19 protein-coding genes are annotated in these 20,291 nt (G+C 74.0%); 1 reads left to right on the forward strand and 18 read right to left on the reverse strand.

Annotated features, from left to right (window positions below; translation table 11 throughout):
- Positions 1–176: 176 nt before the first annotated feature.
- The 14 genes from ACZ3J7_RS07075 to ACZ3J7_RS07140 all read right to left on the reverse strand — a co-directional run bounded on the left by ACZ3J7_RS07075 (position 177) and on the right by ACZ3J7_RS07140 (position 14,060).
- Positions 177–1,022: an AAA family ATPase gene (locus tag ACZ3J7_RS07075; protein WP_465617669.1), complete on the reverse strand. Its 846-nt coding sequence runs from the start codon at positions 1,020–1,022 to the stop codon at positions 177–179.
- A 68-nt stretch (positions 1,023–1,090) separates the two neighbouring features.
- Positions 1,091–1,534, reverse strand: coding sequence for a type II 3-dehydroquinate dehydratase (gene aroQ, locus ACZ3J7_RS07080; protein ID WP_465617671.1), 444 nt, complete (start codon positions 1,532–1,534; stop codon positions 1,091–1,093).
- A complete protein-coding gene (aroB, locus tag ACZ3J7_RS07085) occupies positions 1,531–2,625 on the reverse strand; it encodes a 3-dehydroquinate synthase (RefSeq protein WP_465617673.1) in 1,095 nt (364 codons plus the stop codon). Before aroB ends, aroQ begins: the two co-directional genes overlap by 4 nt.
- Positions 2,618–3,148 carry a shikimate kinase gene (locus tag ACZ3J7_RS07090; RefSeq protein WP_465617675.1) on the reverse strand — a complete coding sequence of 177 codons (531 nt, stop codon included), beginning with the start codon at positions 3,146–3,148 and terminating at the stop codon, positions 2,618–2,620. The genes aroB and ACZ3J7_RS07090 overlap by 8 nt, the downstream gene beginning before the upstream one ends.
- On the reverse strand, positions 3,145–4,329 hold the full coding sequence (gene aroC / locus ACZ3J7_RS07095; protein ID WP_465617677.1) for a chorismate synthase: 1,185 nt from the start codon (positions 4,327–4,329) through the stop codon (positions 3,145–3,147). Before aroC ends, ACZ3J7_RS07090 begins: the two co-directional genes overlap by 4 nt.
- A 183-nt stretch (positions 4,330–4,512) precedes the next feature.
- Complete coding sequence (locus ACZ3J7_RS07100) at positions 4,513–5,340, reverse strand: shikimate dehydrogenase (protein WP_465617679.1); 828 nt, start codon at positions 5,338–5,340, stop codon at positions 4,513–4,515.
- Positions 5,337–5,822, reverse strand: a complete 486-nt coding sequence (locus tag ACZ3J7_RS07105) for a GNAT family N-acetyltransferase (RefSeq protein WP_465617681.1) — start codon at positions 5,820–5,822, stop codon at positions 5,337–5,339. The genes ACZ3J7_RS07100 and ACZ3J7_RS07105 overlap by 4 nt, the downstream gene beginning before the upstream one ends.
- Positions 5,819–6,661, reverse strand: a complete 843-nt coding sequence (locus ACZ3J7_RS07110; protein WP_465617683.1) for an ABC transporter ATP-binding protein — start codon at positions 6,659–6,661, stop codon at positions 5,819–5,821. The genes ACZ3J7_RS07105 and ACZ3J7_RS07110 overlap by 4 nt, the downstream gene beginning before the upstream one ends.
- Before the next feature lie 78 nt (positions 6,662–6,739).
- Positions 6,740–8,578, reverse strand: coding sequence for an endolytic transglycosylase MltG (mltG, locus tag ACZ3J7_RS07115; RefSeq protein WP_465617685.1), 1,839 nt, complete (start codon positions 8,576–8,578; stop codon positions 6,740–6,742).
- A gap of 116 nt (positions 8,579–8,694) precedes the next feature.
- A complete protein-coding gene (gene mltG / locus ACZ3J7_RS07120) occupies positions 8,695–9,888 on the reverse strand; it encodes an endolytic transglycosylase MltG (protein ID WP_465617687.1) in 1,194 nt (397 codons plus the stop codon).
- 89 nt (positions 9,889–9,977) lie between these two features.
- On the reverse strand, positions 9,978–10,466 hold the full coding sequence (gene ruvX, locus ACZ3J7_RS07125; protein ID WP_465617689.1) for a Holliday junction resolvase RuvX: 489 nt from the start codon (positions 10,464–10,466) through the stop codon (positions 9,978–9,980).
- The gene (gene alaS, locus ACZ3J7_RS07130) at positions 10,466–13,135 is read right to left on the reverse strand and encodes an alanine--tRNA ligase (RefSeq protein ID WP_465617691.1); all 2,670 of its coding nucleotides are present in this window, start codon (positions 13,133–13,135) and stop codon (positions 10,466–10,468) included. Before alaS ends, ruvX begins: the two co-directional genes overlap by 1 nt.
- Entirely contained in the window at positions 13,135–13,575 is a 441-nt protein-coding gene (locus tag ACZ3J7_RS07135; RefSeq protein WP_465617693.1) for a DUF6167 family protein, read from the reverse strand. Before ACZ3J7_RS07135 ends, alaS begins: the two co-directional genes overlap by 1 nt.
- A 5-nt stretch (positions 13,576–13,580) precedes the next feature.
- Positions 13,581–14,060, reverse strand: a complete 480-nt coding sequence (locus ACZ3J7_RS07140; RefSeq protein ID WP_465617695.1) for a DUF948 domain-containing protein — start codon at positions 14,058–14,060, stop codon at positions 13,581–13,583.
- Between the two features lie 261 nt (positions 14,061–14,321).
- Here ACZ3J7_RS07140 and ACZ3J7_RS07145 point away from each other — a divergent pair, with 261 nt between their 5' ends.
- Positions 14,322–16,487 carry an ATP-binding protein gene (locus ACZ3J7_RS07145; RefSeq protein ID WP_465617697.1) on the forward strand — a complete coding sequence of 722 codons (2,166 nt, stop codon included), beginning with the start codon at positions 14,322–14,324 and terminating at the stop codon, positions 16,485–16,487.
- On the opposite strand, the gene rpsD is transcribed toward ACZ3J7_RS07145, so the two are convergent.
- The 4 genes from rpsD to ppk2 form a co-directional block, all read right to left on the reverse strand.
- The gene (rpsD, locus tag ACZ3J7_RS07150; RefSeq protein ID WP_176186094.1) at positions 16,475–17,089 is read right to left on the reverse strand and encodes a 30S ribosomal protein S4; all 615 of its coding nucleotides are present in this window, start codon (positions 17,087–17,089) and stop codon (positions 16,475–16,477) included. The two genes, ACZ3J7_RS07145 and rpsD, sit on opposite strands and share 13 nt — an antisense overlap.
- A 307-nt stretch (positions 17,090–17,396) precedes the next feature.
- Positions 17,397–18,746, reverse strand: a complete 1,350-nt coding sequence (locus tag ACZ3J7_RS07155) for a replication-associated recombination protein A (RefSeq protein ID WP_465617699.1) — start codon at positions 18,744–18,746, stop codon at positions 17,397–17,399.
- A gap of 50 nt (positions 18,747–18,796) precedes the next feature.
- Complete coding sequence (locus tag ACZ3J7_RS07160; RefSeq protein WP_465617701.1) at positions 18,797–19,417, reverse strand: L-threonylcarbamoyladenylate synthase; 621 nt, start codon at positions 19,415–19,417, stop codon at positions 18,797–18,799.
- A gap of 21 nt (positions 19,418–19,438) precedes the next feature.
- Positions 19,439–20,236 (reverse strand): polyphosphate kinase 2, encoded by a 798-nt coding sequence (gene ppk2, locus ACZ3J7_RS07165; RefSeq protein WP_465618026.1) that lies wholly within the window; start codon positions 20,234–20,236, stop codon positions 19,439–19,441.
- Positions 20,237–20,291 lie beyond the last annotated feature (55 nt).

The raw sequence follows: 20,291 nt of genomic DNA on the forward strand, positions 1-20,291 counted from the left end.
CGCGCAGCGGAACCTCACCGCGCCCGCACCCCGCGCATGATCGCGCGGTCCAGCGCCGCCGTCCCCTCCCCCGTCCCCCGCCGCGCAGCGGAACCTCACCGCGCCCGCACCCCGCGCATGATCGCGCGGTCCAGCGCCGCCGTCCCCTCCCCCGTCCCCCGCCGCGCAGCGGAACCTCAGCGCGCCTGCAGCCTGCTCATGATCGCGTGGTCCAGCGCCGCCGCCGTCTCCGGCACGCTCAGGTTCGAGTTGTCGATGATCGGGAGGCCCGAGGTGCGCCAGCCCGCCATCCGGCCGTGGATGCGGGCGACCTCGTCGTCGGAGAGGCGGCGGTTGCCGGAGCGTTCGGCGTTGCGGGTGAGGACGCGGTCGAGGCCGGGGAGCAGGACGACGGGGATCATGCCGGGACCGATGTGGCGCTTCCAGCCGCCGAGGCCGATCGCGGGTCGGTCGGGGAAGACGGCGTCGTCGATGATGCAGGAGATGCCGTTGGCGAGGTAGTTGCGGCAGGCGAAGCCGCAGGTGCGGCGGGCCAGCCGGTACTGGGCCTCGGAGGCGGTGTTCCAGCCGGACTGCGGGTTGGCGAAGCCGGCCTGGACCCATTCGCGGACGTCGTCGAGGCTGATGTGCGCGGTGGGGGTGGGGCGGCGTTCGGCCCAGTACCGGGCGACGGTGGTCTTGCCGGCGCCGGCCGGGCCGATCAGCAGGACGGCGAGCGGACCGGTGGGCAGCGGGGCCGGGAACGCGGGTTGCGGCGGCGGGGCCGGGAGTTGGACGGTGCCTCCGGTGGGGAGCAGGAAGTGACCGGTTCCGCCGGGGACGACCGGGGCGACGGCCTTGAGCGGGACGGTCGGCCGGTCCGAGCCGGGGGCCGGGGCCGGGGCCGTCGGTCCCAGCGTCGGGATCGCCTGGGTGCCGCCGTGGTACGGCGGTTGAGGACCCGTCGGCTGCGGGGACACCACCGGTCGGGGCGGCACCTGGCCCCCCGCGTGCTGGCTCTGCGCGTACTGGCTCACCGTCACCTCCCTGCGCCGAATGTACACGTCGGCCCGGTGGCGGGCACAAGTCCGCCACCGGGCCGGAGGGCCGCTCAGCGGGTGGTCAGCTGCTCGGCGAGGGCGCGCAGCGCGAGTTCGTACGAGCCGAGGCCGAAGCCGGCGATGGTGCCGGAGGCGACGGCGGCGATGACCGAGGTGTGGCGGAAGGTCTCGCGGGTGTACGGGTTGGAGATGTGCACCTCGACCAGCGGCGCGGTGCGCTGCGCGGCAGCGTCCCGCATCGCGTACGAGTAGTGCGTGAACGCGCCGGGGTTGATCACCACGGGGGTCTTGGCGTCCGCCGCTTCGTGCAGCCAACCGACCATCTCCGCCTCGGAGTTGGTCTCCCGCACCTCGACCTCCAGACCCAGCTCGGCGCCGAGCTCCCTACACCGCTCGACCAGTCCGGCGTACGAGGTGGAGCCGTACACGTCGGGCTCGCGGGAGCCCAGCCGGCCCAGGTTGGGGCCGTTCAGGACGAGGACGCGGGTGCTCATCCGGAGACCTCCCCGTAGGCGGCGACCAGCACGGACGGGTCGGGGCCCTCCAGGATGGAGGTCTTGGCCAGGCCGTCCAGGACGACGAAGCGCAGCAGGTCGCCGCGCGACTTCTTGTCGATCTTCATGGCGTCGAGCAGCTTCGGCCAGGCGTCCGCCCGGTAGGTCAGCGGCAGCCCGACGGAGGCCAGCACGGTGCGGTGCCGGTCGGCCGTGGCGTCGTCCAGCCGCCCGGCGAGGCGGCCGAGTTCGGCGGCGAACACCATGCCGATGGAGATCGCCGCGCCGTGCCGCCACTTGTAGCGCTCGTTGCGCTCGATGGCGTGGCCCAGGGTGTGGCCGTAGTTGAGGATCTCGCGGCGGCCGGACTCCTTGAGGTCGCCGGAGACCACGTCGGCCTTGACCTGGATGGCGCGCCGGATCAGCTCCAGGGTGTGCGGGCCGGCCGGGCCGGTGGCGGCCTCGGGGTCGGCCTCGATCAGGTCGAGGATGACCGGGTCGGCGATGAAGCCGGCCTTGATCACCTCGGCGAGGCCGGAGACGTAGTCGTGCTTGCCGAGCGTCTCCAGGGTGCCCAGGTCGGCCAGCACGCCCGCGGGCGGGTGGAAGGCGCCGACCATGTTCTTGCCCTCGGCGATGTTGATGCCGGTCTTGCCGCCGACGGCCGCGTCGACCATGCCGAGCAGCGTGGTGGGCACCGAGATCCAGCGCACCCCGCGCAGCCAGGTGGCCGCGACGAAGCCCGCCAGGTCGGTGGTGGAGCCGCCGCCGAGACCGACGACCACGTCGCTGCGGGTGAATCCGGTCTGGCCGAGCACCGACCAGCAGTACGCGGCGACCTCGGCGCTCTTGGCGTCCTCGGCGTTCGGCACCTGGAGGGCGATCGCCTCGTAGCCCTGCGCGGCGAGGTCCTCGCGGACCGCCTCGCCGGTGGCCTCCAGCGCCTCCGGGTGGATGATCGCGACCCGCTTGGCCTTCGGGCCGATCAGCGGGGCGAGTTCGCCGAGCAGCTGGTGGCCGATCAGCACCTCGTACGGGGCGTGGCCGTCGCTGCCGGCGACCTGGATCCTGACGATGTCGGTGTCAGACATGGGGGTTCTTCCACTCCAGTGCTTCGAGTACGGCGTCGGCGACCTGCTCGGGGGTGCGGCCCTCGGTGGCGACCACGGCGGTGGCGACCTCCAGGTAGAGCGGGCGGCGGGCCTCCATCAGCTCGCGCCAGCGGGCCCGCGGGTTGACCGCGAGCAGCGGGCGGGGGGCGTCCAGGCCGACCCGCTTGACCGCGTCGCCGAGCGCGACCTCCAGGAACACCACGGGCAGCGGGGCGAGCAGCGCCCGGGTCTCCTCGGCCAGCACGGCGCCGCCGCCGAGCGCCAGCACGCCGGGGTGGCCGGTGGCGGCGGCCCGGACGGCGTCCCGCTCCAGCTGCCGGAAGTGCGGCTCGCCCTCGTCGACGAAGATCTCCGGGATGGGCTTGCCGGCGGCCTGCTCGACGTCGGCGTCGGTGTCGCGGAACGGCAGGCCGAGGCGCTCGGCGAGGACCCGCCCGACGGTGGACTTGCCACTGCCGGGCGGGCCGACCAGCACCACCGCCGGGGTGGCCGGCGTGCTCATCGGACGATCAGGTTCTCGAGGTACGAGCGCACGTTGCGGCGGGTCTCGGAGACGTTGTCGCCGCCGAACTTCTCCGCCACCGCGTCCGCCAGGACGAGCGCGACCATCGCCTCGGCGACGATGCCGGCCGCCGGGACGGCGCACACGTCGGAGCGCTGGTGGTGCGCCTTGGCGGGCTCGCCGGTGCGCACGTCCAGGGTCCGCAGGGCGCGCGGGACGGTCGCGATCGGCTTCATCGCGGCCCGGACCCGCAGCAGCTCGCCGGTGGACAGGCCGCCCTCGGTGCCGCCGGAGCGGCCGGAGGTGCGCTTGACGCCCTCGGGCGTCGGGACGATCTCGTCGTGCGCCTGCGAGCCGGGGACGCGGGCCAGCTCGAAGCCGTCGCCGACCTCGACGCCCTTGATCGCCTGGATGCCCATCAGCGCGGCCGCGAGCCGGGCGTCCAGGCGGCGGTCCCAGTGCACGTGCGAGCCGAGGCCGACCGGCACGCCGTACGCCAGCACCTCGACGACGCCGCCGAGGGTGTCGCCGTCCTTGTGGGCCTGGTCGATCTCGGCGACCATCGCCTCGGACGCGTCGGCGTCCAGGCAGCGCACCGGGTCCTCGTCCAGGCGGGCCTCGTCGGCGGGCAGCGGCAGCACGCCGGCCGGGGCCTTGGCGGCGGCCAGCTCGACCACGTGGCTGACGATCTCGATGCCGCAGGTCTCCTTGAGGTAGGAGCGGGCGACCGCGCCGAGCGCGACCCGGGCGGCGGTCTCCCGGGCGCTGGCGCGCTCCAGGATCGGACGGGCCTCGTCCAGCGAGTACTTCTGCATGCCCGCCAGGTCGGCGTGGCCCGGGCGCGGCCGGGTCAGCGCCTCGTTGCGGGCCAGGCCGGCCAGCACCTCGGGGTCGACCGGGTCGGCCGACATGACCTGCTCCCACTTCGGCCACTCGGTGTTCCCGACCATGATCGCCACCGGGGAGCCCATGGTCTCGCCGTGCCGGACGCCGCCGAGGAAGGTGACCTCGTCCTGCTCGAACTTCATCCGCGCGCCGCGGCCGTAACCGAGCCGGCGGCGGGCCAGCGCGTCGGCCACCATGGCGGTGGTGACGGGCACCCCGGCCGGCAGGCCCTCCAGCGTCGCGACCAGAGCGGGGCCGTGCGACTCCCCCGCCGTGAGCCAGCGCAAGCTACCCACCGAAAGCTCCTTCGTCAGCGGCCCGCCGCGCACCCGCGGCCGACCCGGCCTCGTCCTGCCCGGCCGCTGGGAAGCGGCGGGGTGACTCCGATCTTTTCACGTCCCGCAGGTCAACGGGGCCACGGTCCGTGTGCCGGACAGCCGCCGCCGGCTGGTGGACGCGGCGCCGGCCGGCGGGGCGGTTCAGCCGGCGAGCGCGGCCTCCCCGGCGGCCCGCATCGCGGCCAGCGGCCCGCGCGGCACCCCGGTGAAGTGCTCGAACTGGAGCACCGCCTGGTGCACCAGCAGGTCGAGTCCGCCCAGCACGGTGCCGCCGCGCTCCAGGCAGGCGGCGGCCAGCGCGGTCGGCCACGGGTGGTACAGCACGTCGAACAGCACGCCCGGCGCGGCCGTCAGCCCCGGCGCGAAGCCGTCCGTCGCGCCGACCGGCGTGGTGGAGACGGTCAGCGGCCCGGCCAGCGCGTCCGCGCCCGCCGCCCAGTCGGCGGTGCGCACCGGCACGCCGAGGCGCTCGCCCAGCGCCCGCATCTCGGCGGCCCGCCCGGCACCGCGCACGTACGCGGTGACCTCGCCGTCGCAGACCTCGGCGAGCGCGGCCAGCGCGGAGGAGGCGGTGGCCCCGGCGCCCAGCACGGCCGCCGACTCGACCCGGTCGACGCCGCGCTCGCGCAGCGCGTTGACCAGGCCGGGCACGTCGGTGTTGTCGCCGTGCCGCCGCCCGTCGCGGTCGAGGACCACGGTGTTGACGGCGTCCACCGCGCGGGCGGTGTCGCTGACGGTGTCCAGCAGCGGGCGGATCGCCCGCTTGAGCGGCATGGTCAGCGACAGCCCGGCCCACTCGGCGGGGTCGAGCCCGGCGAGGAACCCGGCCAGCGCCGCCTCGTCGACCTCGTACCGGCCGTACTGCCAGCCGGTCAGCCCGAGCGCGGCGTAGCCGGCCGTGTGCAGGGCCGGGGAGAGCGAGTGGGCGATCGGCGAGCCGAGCACGGCGGCCCGGTGCGGGGTGGTCACGAAACGGCCTTTCCGGAGAGGGGACGGGCGGGGCGGTGCAGGTACACGTCGACCGGGTCCTCGGACTCCGGCGCGAAGCCGTGCCGCTCGTACAGCCGCCGGGCGGGGCTGCCGTTCAGCACGTTCAGCCGGACGGCCAGGCCCTCGGCGTCGGCCCGCTCCAGCGCCGCGCGCAGCACGGCGGTGCCGAGGCCGCGGCCGTGCAGCGCCGGGTCGAGGTAGAAGTGCTCCAGCAGCAGGGTGCCGGGGCGCTCGTCGGGGGCGAGCGCCAGGCAGCCGACCGGTCCGGGCGCGCCGGCCAGCTCGACCACCGAGGTGTACTCGGGCCGGTACGCGTCGCGCAGCCGCTGCCGGACCCGGTGCGGGTGGTAGCGGCCGAGGCGTTCCAGGTCGGGGCGCATCGCGGCGGCCCGCAGCTCGACCAGCGGTTCCAGGTCGGCGGCGGTGGCGGGGCGCAGCGTCCAGGCCGGGGTGGTGGTCACGCGGCGCCCCGGCGGGTGCGGGCGGACCAGCGGCCCTCGCTGCGGGTGATCCGGATCGGGTGCCGGAAGCACTCGGAGACCAGCTCGGTGGTGAGCACCTCGGCGGCGGGCCCGGCCGCGGTGGTCAGGCCGTCGCGCAGCAGCAGGGCGTGGGTGGTGGTCTCGGGCAGCTCCTCCAGGTGGTGGGTGACCAGCACGGACGCCACCTCGGGGTAGCGGGCGCGCAGTTCGTCCAGGCTCTCCAGGAGCTGTTCGCGGGCGGTCAGGTCGAGCCCGGTGGCGGGCTCGTCGAGCAGCAGCAGCCGGGGTTCGGGCATCAGCGCGCGGGCGATCAGGACCCGGCCGCGCTCGCCCTGGGAGAGCGTGGTCCAGGCGTGCTCGGCGCGGTGCCCGATGCCCAGGGTGCGGATCAACTCCTCGGCGTGGTCGAGCTGTTCGGCCGTCGGCTTGTTCCACAGGTCGGGCTCGATGGTCTGCGTGGCGCCGGTCAGCACGACCTGCCGCACGGTCAGCGGGGAGCGCAGCGGGTGCCGCGGGTTGACGTGCCCGAGGTGCGCGCGCAGCTCCCGGACGTCGACCCGGCCGAGCTGCCGCCCGAGCACCTTCACGGTGCCGGCGGTGGGGTGCTCGACCGCGCCGAGCAGCGACAGCAGGGTGCTCTTCCCGGCGCCGTTGGCCCCGAGCACGGCCCAGTGCTCGCCGGCCCGGACGGTCAGCGAGACGTCCCGCAGCAGGTACTGCCCGCCCCGCACCACGTCGACGCCGGCGGCCTCCAGCAGGGCCGGCTCGGATCCGGGAAACGGAACGGTCAGGGGCGGGGTGCTCTCCGGTGTCTCCATCCGGATCACGCTACCCGCCCCACCCGCACCGCCCGCAAAGCCGTATCGTCCAACGGACGCCGCCCGTCCGCGCCCCGGTCAGGAGGAGGCGCAGGTGACGTGCTTGGCGTCGAACTTCAGGCCGCGGCCGGTGCACCACTCCTGGGTGTTCTTGGCGTGCTCCGCACCGGTCGCCGCGAACTTGGTCTCCTGCGGCGAGGTGGCCAGCCAGAACACCCAGTCACCGGGCGTCGGGTTCAGCACGGCCTCGATCGCCTCCTCGCCGGGGTTGCCGATCGGGGTCGGCGGCAGGCCCGGGTTGACGTACGAGTTGTACTTGTTGGAGCCGTCGTTGATCTCCTGGTCGGTGAGCTTGGTGCGGCCCAGCGCGTACTGCAGGGTGGTGTCCAGGCCCAGCCGGTGCTGGGTGGCGTTGGTGGTGAGCCGGTTGGAGATGGCGCGGGCCATCTTGCCGAAGTCCTCCGAGTTGTTGCCCTCGGCCTGCAGGATGCTGGCCTCGGTCACCACCTCGTACGCGTTCTTCAGGCCGAGCTTCTGCGCCGCCTCGTCCAGCTTCAGGTCGCCGTAGCGCTGCACGGCGTTGGCCACCATCTGCTTCAGCAGCTCCTCGGGCTTCATGCCCTCGGCGACCGAGTAGCGGGTCGGCCAGAGGAAGCCCTCGGGGTTGTTGTTGGCGTAGCCGGGCAGGCCGAGGCCGCCGGCCTGGTCCTTGGCGACCTTCGCGGTGGTGCCCGGCGGGAGCTTGAGCTTGCCGTCGATCTTGGTGTAGACGTCGACGGCCTTCAGGCCCTCGGGGATGATCAGCGCGTTGCCGCCGTTGGACTCCACCAGCTGCTTGAGCGCCGCCTCGGCGGACATCTGGTGCTTCAGGGTGTAGACGCCGGGCTGGATGCCGCGGCCCCGGGAGTCCTTCTCGTACGCGGAGCTGAACGCCTTGACGCTCTTGACCACGCCCGCGTCGACCAGCGTCTTGCCGATCGACTCGCCGAGGGCGCCCTCCTTGACGGTGATGTTCACCGAGCCGCTGCCGTCGCCCTTGAAGTCCGGCGGCGGCCCGAAGTGGTCCTGGTAGAAGCCGTAGCCCCACCAGCCCGCGCCGCCCATGCCGCCGAGCAGCACCAGCGCGACCACCAGGCAGGCGCCGCCGTTGCGGCGGCCCGACTTCTTGCCCTTCTCCTTGCGCTTGCGCTCGGCCTCCCGGGAGTCGTCCGGCTCGCGGAGGAACGAGTCGTCCTCGTCCTCCTCCGGGTACTCCTCCTCGGCCCACTCCTCGGCCTCGTCGACCCGCTCGTCGGCCCGTCGCCCGCCGCCCGGGTTCTCCAGCGCGGCGGCCTCCGCCTCCCAGTCGATCCCGTCCGGCCCGGGCCCGCTGACCGGCTCCGGCCGCACCGCGGCCCGCGGCTGCTGGGCCTGCTGCGGCTGCTGGACCTGCTGCGGCGGCACCTGCTGCGGCGCCTGCCCGGCCGGGAAGCCCTGCTGCGGGTACCCCTGCTGCTGCGTCCCGGGCTGCTGCTGGACGAACTGCTGCTGCCCGCCGAACGAGCCGCCCTGCTGCTGCTGCTGCTGCGGGTACCCCTGCTGCTGGGCGAACTGCTGCTGGCCGCCGTACGACCCGTCCTGCTGCTGCGGGTACCCCTGCTGCTGCATCCCGGGCTGCTGGACGAACTGCTGCTGCCCGCCGAACGAGCCGCCCTGCTGCTGCGGGTACCCCTGCTGCTGCATCCCGGGCTGCTGGACGAACTGCTGCTGCCCCCCGTACGAGCCGCCCTGCTGCTGCGGGTACCCCTGCTGCTGCATCCCGGGCTGCTGCTGGCCGTAGTCCTGCTGCCGGCCGTACGGGCCCTGCGGCTGGGGCTGCTCGCCCGGGTACCACGGCTGGTCGCCCTGGGAGCCGTAGCGCCCGCTCTGATCAGTCATCGATCCCCTCACCGGGTGTGTCCAGGGTGCCCGTCGAACCGGCGTGCTATCCGCGCAGCACGTGGTGGGAGACGCTACCGTACCGCAGCGTAGCCAAGGACCGGGACGACCTGGACTCAGGGGGAGGGGGTCGCGGAGCCGTCGGGGGCGGTGGTGGCGTGCTGGGCCCGGTAGGAGTTGAACTCGTCGACGTTCCGGCGCTGCTGCTCCTCGCTGTCGGTGAAGCGGGTGTCGCCGGGCTGGACGGTGACGAAGTACAGCCAGTCACCGTCGGCGGGGTGGACGGCGGCGCGCAGCGCGTCGCGGCCGGGGTTGCCGATGGGGGTGGGCGGCAGGCCGGGGTGGGCGTAGGTGTTGAACGGCGAGTCGAGCCTGGTGTCGGCGTGGGTGGTGGTGAGGGTGGAGCGGCCGAGGGCGTAGTTGATGGTGGAGTCGAGCTGCAGCGGCATCTTCTTGGCGAGGCGGTTGTAGACGACCCGGGCGACCCTGGCCATGTCCTCGGGGTTGTCGGCCTCGGCCTGGGCGAGGCTGGCGACGGCCAGCAGGCCGTACGGGGAGACGCCGTTGGCCGCGGCGGCCTCGGCGACCGAGGGGTCGTCCAGGGCGCCGCCGGCCTCCTTGACCATGTCCCGCAGGAGGGTCAGCGGGGTGCTGTCACCGGTGACGGGGTAGGTCGCGGGGTAGAGGTAGCCCTCCAGGTGGCCGGCCGCTTCGGCCGGGAGGCCGAGGTCGGCGAGGTGCTGCTCGGCGGCGGTCTTGGCGGTGCCGGCCGGCAGGCCGAGCCGGGTGTCGATCGCGCTGAGGACCTGGGTGGAGCGCCAGCCCTCGGGGATGGTCAGGGCGTTGGCGTTGGACGGGTCGAGCAGCACGTTGAGCGCGGAGGCCGCCGACATCCGCTCCTTGAGGGTGTACGTGCCGGGGTGGATCCGGTTGCCCGCCGGGCTCTTGGCGGCGGCCTCGGTGAACGCCTGGGTGGAGGCGACCACGTGCTTGGCGGTCAGCGTCTTGCCGATCTGGGTGAGGCTGGCGCCCTGCGCGACCGAGACCTGCACCTGCCCGGTGCCGCCGCCGGTGTAGTCGGGGGCGGGCTTCTTGCCCTCGGGCCAGAGCACGACCAGCGCGAGCCCGGCCGCCAGCAGCACGCCGAGCAGTCCGGTGACGCTCAGGCAGCACGCGGCGCGGGTGCGCAGCTGCTCGGGGTCGGGCGGTTCGACGCCGTACGGGAGGCCGGGCGGGGCGGCCTCGGGCTCGACGACGGGGGCGCCGAGGTGGCCGGGGGTGAGTCCGGGGGCGGTGTACGGGTCGGTCACGGGGGCCCTTCCGGCGGCGGGCAAGGAGAGAGGGTCCGTGCGGACGCGCGTCCGCACGGACCCTCTACCGGGAAGCTAGCCCGCGCCGATCAGCCGACCGGCTCGACACTCTCACCGGGCGCCCGACCGCTCACCCGTTCGGTCTCAAGGGCCGACTGCAGGATCACCACGGCGGCGGCCTGGTCGATCACCGAGCGGCCCTTCTTGGTCGACCGCCCGGAGGCCCGCAGCCCGGCGGCGGCGGTGACGGTCGTCATCCGCTCGTCCACCAGCCGCACGCCGACGGGGTGCAGCAGGCCGGCCAGCCGGCCCGCGTACTCGCGGACCTTGGCGGCGGCCGGGCCCTCCTTGCCGTTCAGCGAGCGCGGCAGGCCGACCACCACCTCGATCGCGTCGTACTCCTCGACGATCGCCCTCAGCCTGGCCTGCGAGCGGCCCCCGGCGGGGACGGTCTCCACCGGCGTGGCGATCAGCCCGTCGGGGTCGCAGACCGCGACCCCGATCCGGGCGTCGCCCATGTCGACGGCGACCCGCCGGCCGCGCCGGAAGACCTTCTCCTCGGGCTGCTCGGGCTCCATCAGGACGCACGCTCCGCGACCAGCGCCCGGACGGCGGCGATCGCCTCGCCGACCGCGGCCGGGTTGGTGCCGCCGCCCTGCGCGACGTCGTCCTTGCCGCCGCCGCCGCCGCCGAGGGTCTTGGCCGCGGCGCGGACCAGCTCGCCGGCCTTGATGCCGCGGGCGCGGGCGTCCTCGCTGGTGGCGATGACGGTCAGCGGGCGGTCGTTCGCGACGGTGAACGCGGCGACCACGGCCGGGCGGTTGCCGAGCCGGGCGCGGACGTCCAGCACCAGCTTGCGCAGCTCGTCCGCGCCGGTGCCGTCACCGACCCGGGCGGCGACCAGGGCCACGCCCCGGACGTCCTCGGCACCCGCGGCCAGGCCGGCCGCGGCCGCGAGGACCTTCTCCGCGCGGAACTTCTCGATCTCCTTCTCGGCGTCCTTGAGCTTGGCGAGCATCCCGGAGATCTTCTCCGGCAGCTCCTCCGGGCGGCCCTTGACCAGCTCGGTGAGCTGGGAGACCACGGTGTGCTCGCGGGCCAGGAACTTGTACGCGTCGACGCCGACCAGCGCCTCGACCCGGCGCACGCCGGAGCCGATCGAGGACTCGCCGAGCAGCTTCACCAGGCCCAGCTGGGCGGTGTTGCCGACGTGCGTGCCGCCGCACAGCTCCTTGGAGAAGTCGCCGATGGTGACGACCCGCACCGCGTCGCCGTACTTCTCGCCGAACATCGCGATGGCGCCCTGCTTGCGGGCCTCGTCCATCGTCATCACCTCGGCGGTGACGTCGAGTTCGCGGACCAGCACCTCGTTGATCTTCTGCTCGACGTCGGTCAGCACCGAGCCCGGCACCGCGGCCGGCGAGCCGAAGTCGAAGCGGAAGCGGCCCGGCGCGTTCTCCGAACCCGCCTGCGCGGCGGTCGGGCCGAGCGCGTCGCGCAGCGCCTGGTGGGTCAGGTGGGTGGCCGAGTGGGCGCGCGAGACGGCCCGGCGGCGGTCGGTGTCGATGGTGGCGTACGCGGCCGCGCCGAGCACCACCTCGCCGAACAGCACCCCGCCGGAGTGCACGATCACTCCGGGCACCGGCTGCTGGACGTCCCGGACCTCGACGACCGCGCCGGAGTCGAGGCGGATCCGGCCGTGGTCGGCGAGCTGGCCGCCGCCCTCGGCGTAGAACGGGGTGCGGTCGAGGATCAGCTCGACCTCGTCGCCCTCGGTGGCGGCCGGCGACGGCACGCCGTCCACCAGCAGGCCGACCACGGTGGCCTCGCCCTCGGTGTGGGCGTAGCCGGTGAAGACGGACGCGCCGGCCCGGTCGGCGACCTCGCGGTACGCGGCGACGTCGGCGTGGCCCATCTTCTTCGCCCTGGCGTCGGCCTTGGCGCGGTCGCGCTGCTCCTGCATCAGGCGGCGGAAGCCGGCCTCGTCGACCTGGAGGCCCTGCTCCTCGGCCATCTCCAGGGTCAGGTCGATCGGGAAGCCGTAGGTGTCGTGCAGCTTGAACGCCTGCTCGCCGGAGAGCACCGCGCCGCCGGACTGCTTGGTCTCGGTGACCGCGGCGTCCAGCAGGCTGGTGCCGGAGCGCAGGGTCTGCAGGAAGGCGTTCTCCTCGGCGACGACGACCGTCTCGATCCGCTTGCGGTCGGCCTCCAGCTCCGGGTACTGCGGGGCCATCGCCTTGATCGAGACGTCGATCAGGTCCTTGGCGACCGGCTCGGTGGCGCCCAGCAGCCGCATGTTGCGGATCGCCCGGCGCAGGATGCGGCGCAGCACGTAGCCGCGGCCCTCGTTGCCGGGGGTGACGCCGTCGCCGACCAGCATCAGCGCGGTGCGGAAGTGGTCGGTGACCACGCGCAGCGAGACGTCCGACTTGTGCTCGGCGCCGTAGGTGTGGCCGGTGAGCTCGGCGGCGCGGTCGAGGATCATCCGCGAGGTGTCGATCTCGAAGAGGTTGTCGACGCCCTGCAGGACGGCGGCCAGGCGCTCCAGGCCGAGGCCGGTGTCGATGTTCTTGCTCGGCAGGTCGCCGAGGATCTCGAACCCGTCCTTGCCGTCGCCGTGGCCGCGCTCGTACTGCATGAAGACCAGGTTCCAGATCTCCAGGTAGCGCTCGCCGTTGACCGCCGGGCCGCCCTCCTCGCCGTACGCGGGGCCGCGGTCGTAGTTGATCTCCGAGCACGGGCCGCACGGGCCGGGGACGCCCATCGACCAGAAGTTGTCCTTCATGCCCAGGCGCTGGATCCGCTCGGACGGGACGCCGATCACGTCGCGCCAGATCTGCTCGGCCTCGTCGTCGTCCCGGTAGACGGTGATCCAGAGCTTCTCCGGCTCCAGGCCGTAGCCGCCGTCCGCCACCGAGCTGGTCAGCAGCTCCCAGGCGAACTTGATGGCGCCTTCCTTGAAGTAGTCGCCGAACGAGAAGTTGCCGCACATCTGGAAGAAGGAGCCGTGCCGGGTGGTCTTCCCGACCTCCTCGATGTCCAGGGTGCGGACGCACTTCTGCACGCTGGTGGCGCGCGAGAACCGCGGCTTGATCTCGCCCAGGAAGTACGGCTTGAAGGGCACCATGCCGGCGTTGACCAGCAGCAGGGTGGGGTCGTCGGCGACCAGCGAGGCCGACGGTACGACGGTGTGGCCGCGCTCCTCGAAGAAGCGCAGCCAGCGGCGGCGGATCTCTGCCGACTCCATCAGTGGGGGTCCTTCCGATCGGTCGTGCGGCCCGGCAGCTCGCGCTGTCGGGGCTTGGCAACGATGGTCTGGGGGGTGGTGCGGCGCTCGGTGCGCGGGGACGGGGGCAGGGCGGCGGCCGGGGAGCCCGGGGCCGCCGAGATAGCTCGGCCCCCGTCGTCGGCGGCCGCCGGGACGCCCAGGGCGCGGCGGCGCGGCGGCTCGACCACCGAGGTGCCGTCCAGGCCGAGGTCGGCGCGCAGCTCGCGCTCGCGCTCCTCCATGCCGGTCCGGACGTCCCGGGCGAAGCGCTTGGCCGCGTCGCCGAGCTGCAGGGCGCCGCGGGCGGCGGTGCCGGACAGCGAGTCCGGGGTGAGGCGGTGCACCGCCTCGTTGGCCTTGCCCATGGCCCAGACCGCGGCGCCCGCGCCCACGGCCATCCAGAAGATCCTGCGCACCATCGCCGTCAGCCCCTCACGGCCCGGCGGACCCGGGCCAGCAGCCCGCCGCGCGGCGCCGTCGCGGCCCGCACCTCGGCCCGGATCATCCGGGCCAACTCCTCGCGCTCACCGGCCTGCTGGGGCACCCCGACCGGCCCGGCCTGCTGCCGGGCGACGGCCCTGCGCACGCCGTGGCTGAACGCCGCCACCTTCACCAGCGGCCCGCCCAGCGTCGCCGCCACGGTGGACGACAGCGCCTTGGCGTCGGCCGCCGCGTCCTGCACGTTGGCGGTGATCTCGTCGACCCGCTCCAGCTGCTCGTGCGCGCTGCGGACGGCGGTGTGCGCGTCCCGCAGCAGCGGCACGGCCTGCTCGGTGACGGCGGCGACCAGGCCGGTCGCCTCCCGCAGCACCTTGGACAACCGCACCAGCACCACGGCGAGCAGGGTGACCAGGACCGCCCAGAAGACGGCGACCAACAGTCCGGCCAGCTCTCCCACGGACACCTTCGCGCGCTCCCTCGGCAGTGGTCGTTCAAGTCGATGATGTTCAGTCGAACCCTATCGCGCCGGCGGCTCGTTCCCCGACCGGTATATCCGCCGGTGGGCCCGCCCCGGCCCGGCCGGACGCCCGGCCGGAGGCCCGGCCGGGGGTGAGTCCGGGGGTGCGGACACCGCGCGTAACCTACCGTCAGGTCACCTCGTTGGGGGTTTGGCTCGCGGAACGCGGGCCGGCAGGTTGCGGGTTTCCTAGCGACGGGGGCGTCCATGGGCAGCACGTCGGCAGCGCCCGGGGGCCCGGGCGGCCTGCCCGCCGAGGTCAGCAGCTTCGTCGGCCGGGCCGCCGAACTCGACGCGCTGGCCGGGCTGGTGGCCCGGTCCCGGCTGGTCACGGTGACCGGCCCGGGCGGGGTCGGCAAGTCGCGGCTGGCGCTGCGGGCCGCCGCCCGGCTGGCCGACGGCTTCCCGGACGGCGCGCACCTGGCCGAGGTCGCCCCCGTCCGGGACCCGCTGCTGCTCGGCCACGCCGTGCTGGAGGCGCTCCGGCTGACCGACCACACCGCCCGTCCGCCGCTGGACGTGCTGGTCGAGCAACTGGCCGACCGCGAGGCCCTGTTGGTGCTGGACGGCTGCGAGCACCTGGTCGACGCCTGCGCCGGGCTGGTGGACGCGCTGCTGCGCGCCGCCCCCGGCCTGCGGGTGCTCGCCACCTCCCGGCAGTCGCTGCGCGCCGCGGGCGAGCACCTGCTGCCGCTCGCCCCGCTGGCCTGCGTGCCGGCCGACGGCCGGGGCGAGGCGGAGGCGGTGCTGCTGTTCGCCGACCGGGCCGCGGCGGTACTGCCCGGCTTCCGCCTGGAGGGCCGGGTCCGGGACGGCGTGGCGCTGCTCTGCCGCCGGCTGGACGGCATCCCGCTGGCCGTCGAGCTGGCCGCCGGCCGGCTGCGCGCGCTCTCCGTCGAGCAGGTGGCCGCCCGGCTGGAGGACCGCTTCCGGCTGCTCACCGGCGGTGACCGGACGGCCCCGGCCCGGCACCAGACGCTGCGCACCGCGATCGGCTGGAGCCACGAGCTCTGCACCATGCAGGAACGTTCCCTCTGGGCCCGGCTCTCCGTCTTCGCCGGCGGCTTCGACCTGGACGCCGCCGAGTACGTCTGCGCCGGGGACGGCCTGGACGCCGACGACGTGCTGGAACTCGTCGACTCGCTGGTCGACAAGTCCGTCCTGGACCGGCTCGACGGCGACGGCACCGTCCGCTTCCGGATGCTCGACACCCTGCGCGAGTACGGCGCCGGCTGGCTGCGGGCCGGCGGCGACGAGCGGCGGCTGCGGCGGCGCCACCGCGACTGGTACCTCGGCCTGGCCGCCTGGGGCGAGGTCGAGTGGTTCGGCCCCCGCCAGGTCGAGACCGCCGCCCGCACCCGGCTCGCCCACCCCAACCTGCGCGCCGCGCTGGAGTTCTCGCTCGCCGAGCCCGGCGAGGAGCAGCCGGCCCTCGTGCTGGCCGGCACCCTCTGGTACTTCTGGGTCGGCACCGGCCACCTCGGCGAGGGCCGGCACTGGCTCGACCGCGCCCTCGCGCTCGCCCCCGACCCCACCGACGCCCGGGCCAAGGCGCTCTGGGTCACCGGCTACCTGGCCACCCTGCAGGGCGACCTGGACCGGGCCCGCCCCGCCCTGGAGGAGTGCCGCCGCCAGGCGCTGGCGACCGGCGACGACCGGGCCCTGGCCTACGCCGTCCACCGCCAGGGCTGCGCCGCCCTGATCGGCGACGAACCGGCCCGCGCCGCCGAGCTGTTCGAGGAGGCGCTGTGGCACTACGACGCGCTCGGCGAGCTCAACTCCAACGTCCTGATGGCCATGTTCGAACTCGCGCTCGCCCACCTCTTCCAGGGCGACGAGGAGAGCGGCCGGGCCTGGACGGAACGGGTCCGGGAGACCTGCGAGGAGCACGGCGAGCAGTGGGCGTACGGGTACTGCCTGTACGCGATGGCCTTCGCCCGGCGGCAGGCCGGCGACCTGCGGGTGGCCCGGGCCCTCGCCCGCGAGTCGATGCGGCTCAACCACCTGTTCCGCGACCTGCTGGGCATCGTGCTGGCGATGGACCTGCTGGCCCTGCTGGCCACCGAGGGTCCGGACGCCGACCCGCGCGAGGCCCGGGTGCTGCAGGGCGCCGCGCACCGGCTCTGGCGGGCGGTCGGCACGCCGTTCTTCGGCTCCCGCTCCTTCAACGGCCCGCACCTGGAGTGCGAGCGGCGGGCCCGGTCCGGCCTGACCGAGGAGGAGCAGGCGGCGGCCTTCCGGCTCGGCTCCCGGCTCGACCTGGACGCCGCGGTCCGCCGCGCCCTCGACGGCGCCCCCGCCGGCCGGGAACGGGAAACGCCCTCCCGGTCCGAGGACCGGGAGGGCGTTCCGCTCGCGGGTCAGCGCGAGTAGTACTCGACGACGAGCTGCTCGTCGCAGACGACCGGAACCTCGCGGCGCTGCGGCGCGCGGTCCAGGCGGAAGGCCAGGGCCTTCAGGTTGACCTCGAGGTACTTCGGGGTCTGGCCCTCGCCGGCGTTGCCGCCCTCGCGAGCCACCTGGAAGGGGACCTTCTCCTTGGACTTCTCCTTGACCGTGACGACGTAGCCCGGCTTCAGCTGGAACGACGGCTTGTTGACCTTCGAGCCGTTGACCTCGATGTGACCGTGCACGACCATCTGGCGGGCCTGGTAGATGGTGCGGGCGATGCCCGAACGCAGGACCAGGGAGTCGAGGCGGACCTCGAGCAGGCCGACGAGCGCCTCGCCCGTCTTGCCCTCGACCTTCTTGGCGGCCTCGAAGGCACGCGCCATCTGCTTCTCGCTGAGGTCGTACTGCGCGCGCAGACGCTGCTTCTCGGTCAGACGGACCTTGTAGTCAGAGTTCTGCTTGCGGCCGCGGCCGTGCTGGCCGGGCGGGTACGGGCGGGCCTCGAAGTACTTGACGGACTTCGGGGTCAGCGGAACGCCGAGAGCACGGGCGATCTTGACCTTGGGGCGCTTCTGGTTCGCCATGTTTCCTTTTCCTGTTCAGTTACGGCTGTCACCAGGTGTTGACGGAGGACGCTTCTCGCGGTCCGGAGAAAAACCGCCCGTTGCCGGACGGTCAGCCGCTCTCCGCGACCGGGCACTACGTGCTTGCACACGAGGAGCCCACCGACCGACGAGGGTGGTGGGCCGCCCGCGACACCGAAGACCGGTGCGCGCCGCTCCTGGGGGAACTCCCTGTCGGGAGGCCCCCGTTCGGTGCCCCGCTGGTGCGGCCGGTCGTTCCTCGCGGAACCCCGGGCCCGGGACACACCCCACCACTATACGGGAATCCCTACTCGCCCTTGAGCCGGGCCCTGGTCCACTCCGCGATGTCCGCGTACCGGGCCTCGCCGCCCCGCCTGGTCGGCCGGTAGTACTCCTTGCCGTGCACCTCGTCCGGCGCGTACTGCTGGGCGGCGATGCCCTCCGGCAGGTCGTGCGGGTACTGGTAACCCTTGCCGTGCCCGAGCCGCTTCGCCCCGCCGTAGTGCGCGTCCCGCAGGTGCGCGGGCACCGCGCCGGCCAGGCCCTGCCGGACGTCCGCCAGGGCGGCGTCGATGGCCAGGTAGGCGGCGTTCGACTTGGGCGCCAGGGCCAGCGCGATCGCCGCCTGGGAGAGGATGATCCGCGCCTCCGGGAAGCCGATCAGCGCGACCGCCTGGGCGGCGGCGACGGCGGTGGGCAGCGCGGTCGGGTCGGCCAGGCCGACGTCCTCGCTGGCGGAGATCATCAGGCGGCGGGCGATGAACCGGGGGTCCTCGCCGGCCTCGATCATCCGGGCCAGGTAGTGCAGCGTGGCGTCCACGTCGCTGCCGCGGATCGACTTGATCAGCGCGCTCGCCACGTCGTAGTGCTGGTCGCCGTCCCGGTCGTAGCGCACCGCGGCCTGGTTCACCGCGGTCTCGGTCACCGCCAGCGTCAGGACCTTCTCGCCCTGCTCCAGCGCCGCCCCGGCCGCCGCCTCCAGCGTGGTCAGCGCCCGCCGGGCGTCGCCCCCGGCGAGCCGCACCAGGTGGTCCTCGGCCTCCGGGCCCAGCTCCACGCTGCCGCCCAGGCCCCGCTCGTCGGCGGCGGCTCGGCGCAGCAGGATCCGGACGTCCTCGTCGGTGAGCGACTCCAGGGTCAGCAGCAGGGAGCGCGACAGCAGCGGGGAGATGATCGAGAAGTACGGGTTCTCGGTGGTCGCGGCGATCAGCGTGACCCAGCGGTTCTCCACGGCGGGCAGCAGCGAGTCCTGCTGGGCCTTGGAGAAGCGGTGGATCTCGTCCAGGAACAGCACGGTCTCCCGGCCGGTCATCCCGACGGCGCGCCGGGCGCCGTCGATCACCGCGCGGACCTCCTTGACGCCGTGCGTGATCGCCGAGAGCTCGACGAACCGGCCCTCCACCGCCCGGCTGATCACGTGCGCCAGCGTGGTCTTGCCCGTCCCGGGCGGCCCCCACAGGATCACCGAACTGGTCGCCGCCGGGCCCTTCGCCCCGGCGACCAGCCGGCGCAGCGGCGACCCGTCCTTCAACAGCTGCCGCTGCCCGGCCACCTCGTCCAGCGTCCGCGGCCGCATCCGCACCGCGAGCGGGGCGCGCCCCGGCTCGGTGCTCTGGCGTTCCTCGGCGGCGTGCGTGAAAAGGTCGGGCTCGTCCACGCTCCGAGCCTATGCGACGCCGCCGACAGCCCCTCGCCCGCGCCCCGCCGCTACTCGAACCGCTCCGGGTCCCCCGCCCCGTACCGGACGATCTCCGCAGTGCCGTCCGAGAAGTCGACGACCGTGGTGGGCACCGTCCCGCAGTCGCCCGAGTCGACGACGGCGTCGAGGACGTGGTCGAGGCGCTCCTTGATCTCCCAGCCCTGGGTCATCGGCTCGTCCTCGCCGGGCAGCAGCAGGGTGCTGGAGACCAGCGGTTCGCCGAGCTCGGCGAGCAGCGCCCGGGTGACCGGGTGGTCGGGGATGCGGACGCCGACGGTCTTCTTCTTGGGGTGGAGCAGCCGGCGCGGCACCTCCTTGGTGGCGGGGAGGATGAAGGTGTAGCTGCCGGGGGTGGCGGCCTTCACCGCGCGGAAGACGTTGTTGTCGAGCTGGGCGAACCTGCCCAGCTGGGCGAAGTCCTCGCACATCAGGGTGAAGTGGTGGCGCTCGTCGAGCTTCCGGATGGTGCGGATCCGGTCCAGCCCGTCCCGGTTGTCCAGCCGGCAGCCGAGCGCGAAGCAGGAGTCGGTGGGGTACGCGATGAGGGCGCCGTCCCGGACGCTCGCCACCACGGTGGCGATGGTGCGGGGCTGGGGCGTCTCGGGGTGCACGTCGAAGTACTTCGCCATTGCTCGACCCTACTGCCCGCACTACTGCCCGCGCTGCGCCAGCACCGCCGCGGCGTGGTCGAAGACGTACTTCTGGAGGTCGCGCGGGGGCCGCTGGTAGCCGCGCGACGCGGGGCGGGGCGGCAGGGTGACGGCGGGCTTGACCACCTCGTGGTACGGGACGCTGGAGAGCAGGTGGGCGATCATGTTGATCCGGGCGCGGCGCTTGTCGTCGCTCTCGACCACGTTCCAGGGCGACTCGGGGACGTCGGTGTAGACGAACATCTCGTCCTTGGCCCGCGAGTAGTCCTCCCAACGGGTGAGGGACTCGACGTCCATCGGGGAGAGCTTCCACTGCCGCATCGGGTCGTCGAGCCGGTCGCGGAAGCGGCGCTCCTGCTCGACGTCGCTGACCGAGAACCAGTACTTGCGCAGCAGGATGCCGGCCTCGATCAGCATCCGCTCGAAGGTGGGGCACTGGTGCAGGAACTGCCAGTACTCCTCGTCGGTGCAGAAGCCCATCACCCGCTCGACGCCGGCCCGGTTGTACCAGGACCGGTCGAACAGGACCATCTCGCCGGCCGCCGGGAGCTGCTCGACGTAGCGCTGGAAGTACCACTGGCCGCGCTGCCGCTCGGTGGGGGCGGGGAGGGCGGCGATCCGGGCGATCCGGGGGTTGAGGTACTCGGTGACCCGCTTGATCGCGCCGCCCTTGCCGGCCGCGTCCCGGCCCTCGAAGACGATCACCATCCGGACGCCCTCGGTGCGCACCCACTCCTGGAGCTTGACCAGTTCGCGCTGGAGCCGGAGCAGTTCGTCCTCGTAGGCCTTCTTGGGCATCCGCGGCGCCCGCTTGGCTCCCGCGCCCTTCCCGCCCGCCTTCTCACCCTTGCCA

This window comes from Kitasatospora sp. NPDC015121 (assembly GCF_055562955.1).

What these genes read in the sequence shown, in the direction of transcription:
- aroQ (WP_465617671.1), bottom strand. Translation starts at nt 1,534, where the DNA reads ATGAGCACCCGCGTCCTCGTCCTGAACGGCCCCAACCTGGGCCGGCTG.
- aroB (WP_465617673.1), bottom strand. Translation starts at nt 2,625, where the DNA reads ATGTCTGACACCGACATCGTCAGGATCCAGGTCGCCGGCAGCGACGGC.
- ACZ3J7_RS07090 (WP_465617675.1), bottom strand. Translation starts at nt 3,148, where the DNA reads ATGAGCACGCCGGCCACCCCGGCGGTGGTGCTGGTCGGCCCGCCCGGC.
- ACZ3J7_RS07110 (WP_465617683.1), bottom strand. Translation starts at nt 6,661, where the DNA reads ATGGAGACACCGGAGAGCACCCCGCCCCTGACCGTTCCGTTTCCCGGA.
- mltG (WP_465617685.1), bottom strand. Translation starts at nt 8,578, where the DNA reads ATGACTGATCAGAGCGGGCGCTACGGCTCCCAGGGCGACCAGCCGTGG.
- ruvX (WP_465617689.1), bottom strand. Translation starts at nt 10,466, where the DNA reads ATGGAGCCCGAGCAGCCCGAGGAGAAGGTCTTCCGGCGCGGCCGGCGG.
- alaS (WP_465617691.1), bottom strand. Translation starts at nt 13,135, where the DNA reads ATGGAGTCGGCAGAGATCCGCCGCCGCTGGCTGCGCTTCTTCGAGGAG.
- ACZ3J7_RS07135 (WP_465617693.1), bottom strand. Translation starts at nt 13,575, where the DNA reads ATGGTGCGCAGGATCTTCTGGATGGCCGTGGGCGCGGGCGCCGCGGTC.
- ACZ3J7_RS07145 (WP_465617697.1), top strand. Translation starts at nt 14,322, where the DNA reads ATGGGCAGCACGTCGGCAGCGCCCGGGGGCCCGGGCGGCCTGCCCGCC.
- rpsD (WP_176186094.1), bottom strand. Translation starts at nt 17,089, where the DNA reads ATGGCGAACCAGAAGCGCCCCAAGGTCAAGATCGCCCGTGCTCTCGGC.
- ACZ3J7_RS07160 (WP_465617701.1), bottom strand. Translation starts at nt 19,417, where the DNA reads ATGGCGAAGTACTTCGACGTGCACCCCGAGACGCCCCAGCCCCGCACC.
- ppk2 (WP_465618026.1), bottom strand. Translation starts at nt 20,236, where the DNA reads ATGCCCAAGAAGGCCTACGAGGACGAACTGCTCCGGCTCCAGCGCGAA.